This window comes from uncultured Kiloniella sp., from assembly GCF_937128705.1.
Lineage (GTDB): Bacteria > Pseudomonadota > Alphaproteobacteria > Kiloniellales > Kiloniellaceae > Kiloniella.
In genome coordinates, this window is record NZ_CAKZMP010000185.1 from 1 (window position 1) to 3,263 (window position 3,263).

The 3,263-nt window shown below is 48.1% G+C and carries 4 protein-coding genes; all 4 read left to right on the top strand.

All coding sequences use genetic code 11. From position 1 onward, the window contains the following. The first annotated feature begins 13 nt into the window (after positions 1-13). On the top strand, positions 14-655 hold the full coding sequence (gene cmk / locus Q0241_RS10245) for a (d)CMP kinase (RefSeq protein WP_299377016.1): 642 nt from the start codon (positions 14-16) through the stop codon (positions 653-655). Positions 656-788: 133 nt separating this feature from the next. Beyond that, positions 789-2,480: a 30S ribosomal protein S1 gene (rpsA, locus tag Q0241_RS10250; RefSeq protein WP_299377008.1), complete on the top strand. Its 1,692-nt coding sequence runs from the start codon at positions 789-791 to the stop codon at positions 2,478-2,480. A 261-nt stretch (positions 2,481-2,741) separates the two neighbouring features. Then, entirely contained in the window at positions 2,742-3,032 is a 291-nt protein-coding gene (gene ihfB, locus Q0241_RS10255; protein ID WP_299377011.1) for an integration host factor subunit beta, read from the top strand. Between the two features lie 28 nt (positions 3,033-3,060). Continuing rightward, positions 3,061-3,263 (top strand): LapA family protein (locus Q0241_RS10260; protein ID WP_299377014.1); only part of this gene is annotated, 203 nt, incomplete at its 3' end.

A 3,263-nucleotide genomic window follows, 5' to 3' on the forward strand; every position in this document is an offset into this window, starting at 1 on the left:
AAAGGAAAAGACTTTGCCTGTTATCGCTATTGATGGTCCTGTTGCATCTGGCAAGGGAACACTGGCGCGTCGTCTCGCCGCCGCAATGAATTTTGCTTATCTGGATACTGGCTCTCTCTACAGAGCGGTTGCATCCCTCATTCTTGAACGGGGAAGCGACCCTAACGACTCCGTCGTTGCTGCAAAGGTTGCGGATGGCTTTACCGCGGGCGATATCAATCGACATGATCTTCGTGATGAAAAAGTTGGCCAAGCAGCTTCAATCGTTGCGGCCAATCAGGAAGTACGGAAATCTCTGTTGGAGTTTCAACGTAATTTTGCAAAAACACCGCCAAACAATCACTTAGGCGCTGTTCTGGACGGACGAGATATCGGAACTGTCGTTTGCCCGGACGCAGAAATCAAACTCTTTATCTCTGCAACGCCGGAAGTCCGTGCCAAACGAAGACATAAAGAGTTGCTTGAACGCGGCGATGAGTCTATATACGCCCGCGTACTGGAAGATTTGCGTGAACGTGATGAACGGGATCGTAACCGTGACACAGCTCCCTTACGGGCAGCAGAAGATGCGGTCACTTTGGATACCAGCGATATGGATGCCAATAAGGCTTTTGAAGCAGCAAAGTCACTCGTTAACGAGCGCCTTTCACTTTAGAGCAAAGGTTTCTTTATCAGGTATCTCGTGTTTCTCTCAGTATAATTTTACTAGCCCGGGATGGTCCTGGGTAGACCGCCGGAAAAACCGGCCGGCCTGTATAGTGCGAACCTTTTGAAAGGAATATTAACCCATGGCTGAAGCAGCTGTTGAAAGCTTTGCCGACCTACTAGACGAATCCCTCGGTCAATCCGATCGTCTGGAAGGTAATGTACTTAAAGGCATGATCGTTGCCATCGAAGGCGACGTTGCCCTTGTTGATGTAGGCCTCAAATCTGAGGGCCGAGTTGCACTTAAAGAATTTGCTGACGCTGGTCAGGCTCCCGAAGTTAAAGTCGGGGATGAGGTAGAAGTTTACCTCGAGCGCATGGAAAGCAAAAACGGGGACGTTATGATCTCCCGTGATAAAGCCAAGCGTGAAGAAGCCTGGACACAGCTTGAAAAATCCTTTGGCGACAATGAGCGCGTTAACGGCGTTATCTTTGGTCGTGTTAAAGGTGGCTTCACTGTTGACCTTTCCGGCGCCGTGGCATTCTTGCCAGGCAGCCAGGTTGACATCCGCCCAGTTCGTGACGTTTCCCCATTGATGGGCAATGCACAGCCATTCCAGATCCTGAAAATGGATCGCGCACGCGGTAACATCGTTGTTTCCCGTCGTGCCGTTCTGGAAGAAACGCGTGCTGAGCAACGTTCAGAGCTTATCCAGAACCTTAATGAAGGTCAGGTTCTTCAGGGTGTTGTTAAAAACATCACTGATTACGGTGCCTTCGTTGATCTTGGTGGCGTTGACGGTCTGTTGCACGTTACTGACATTTCATGGAAACGTATCAACCACCCAAGTGAAAAACTGACTATCGGCCAACAGGTTGATGTTCAGGTTATCCGTTTCAACGCTGAAACTCAGCGTATCAGCCTTGGCATGAAACAGCTTGAGACAGATCCTTGGGATGGCGTTGCTGCTAAATACCCAATGGGTGCGAAACTTGAAGGTCGCGTGACCAACATCACTGACTACGGTGCCTTTGTTGAACTAGAAGCTGGTATCGAAGGTCTTGTTCACGTTTCTGAAATGTCTTGGACCAAGAAAAACATCCACCCTGGCAAAATCGTTTCTACGAGCCAGGAAGTTGCTGTTATGGTTCTTGATGTTGACGAATCAAAACGTCGTATCAGCCTTGGCCTGAAACAATGTTCTTCCAACCCATGGGAGTCATTCCAGGCAAACCACCCTGCTGAATCCGAGCTTGAAGGCGAAATCAAAAACATCACCGAATTCGGTCTGTTTGTTGGTCTTCCAGGCGAAATCGACGGCATGGTTCACCTTTCAGATCTGAACTGGGAACTTTCCGGTGACGAAGCTGTAAAAGAATACAACAAAGGTGACATGGTTAAGGTTAAAGTTCTCGACGTTGACGTTGACAAAGAACGTATCAGCCTTGGCATCAAACAGCTCAGCTCTGATCCTTTCGCAGGTTCAGTAGAAGGTCTGAAAAAAGGTGTTGTTGTTACCTGTACTATTACAGCCGTTACAGATGGTGCTCTTGAAGTTCAAATCGCTGATGGTGCTACTGGCACAATCCGCAAAACTGAACTTTCTCGTGAGCGTAGTGAACAGCGCACAGATCGTTTCGCAGTTGGCGAAAAAATCGACGCACGTATCACAAACATCGATTCCAAATCACGCAAAATTGCTCTGTCCATCAAACAGCACGAAGCTGCTGAAGAGAAACAAGCAATGGCTGATTACGGTTCAACAGACTCTGGCGCTAGCCTCGGCGATATTCTCGGTGAAGCTCTCTCCAAAGCTGCGGAAGACAAAAAATAAGCTGAAATTTTCAGTTCAAAAAAAGGCCCGGTGTTCATTCACCGGGCCTTTTTTGCATTAAAATCACTTTTATATAGGGGAAATGCTTTATTCTTAATGACTTAGACTTGACGGATTTTTCAGGCTCTGGCACCCTTTACCAGAACAGGACTAAAATTACGGCAATAAAAGCTTAGAGTCAGAATTAGACGCCGGATAATCCGAGGTGTAAGAGACGGGTATTCGATCTACTTCGGTAACAGCTACAGGGAGACGTAAGGCATGACCAAGTCAGAGCTCATTCAGCATATCGCAGAGCAAAACCCACACCTCTATCACCGGGACGTAGAAAGAATTGTCACAACCATCTTTGACGAAATCTCTACCGCACTCGCAGACGGCAATCGGGTCGAACTTCGCGGTTTCGGAGCTTTTTCCGTCAAGCATCGCGATGCCCGTGTTGGCCGCAATCCACGCACAGGCGAATCCGTCGAAGTAGATTCCAAGCACATTCCATTTTTCAAAACGGGTAAACAGCTACGCGAACGCCTAAACAATGGCGTAGATAGCTAACAAATACCCCAAACATGGTTCGAAATAAGTGAAACGATTTAGTTGGGTACTCACAGCCCCTATAACACTGGCTATCCTTCTCTTGGCAGTTAACAACCGTCAGGATGTCACTTTGGAAATATGGCCTTTTGGGCTCCAGTTTGATTACCCGCTTTATCTCATCATTCTTATCTCCGTTGGTCTCGGCATTCTCGCGGGTGCCGTTATCGCATGGCTATCCAGCGCCGCGAC

What these genes read in the sequence shown, in the direction of transcription:
- rpsA (WP_299377008.1), top strand. Translation starts at nt 789, where the DNA reads ATGGCTGAAGCAGCTGTTGAAAGCTTTGCCGACCTACTAGACGAATCC.
- ihfB (WP_299377011.1), top strand. Translation starts at nt 2,742, where the DNA reads ATGACCAAGTCAGAGCTCATTCAGCATATCGCAGAGCAAAACCCACAC.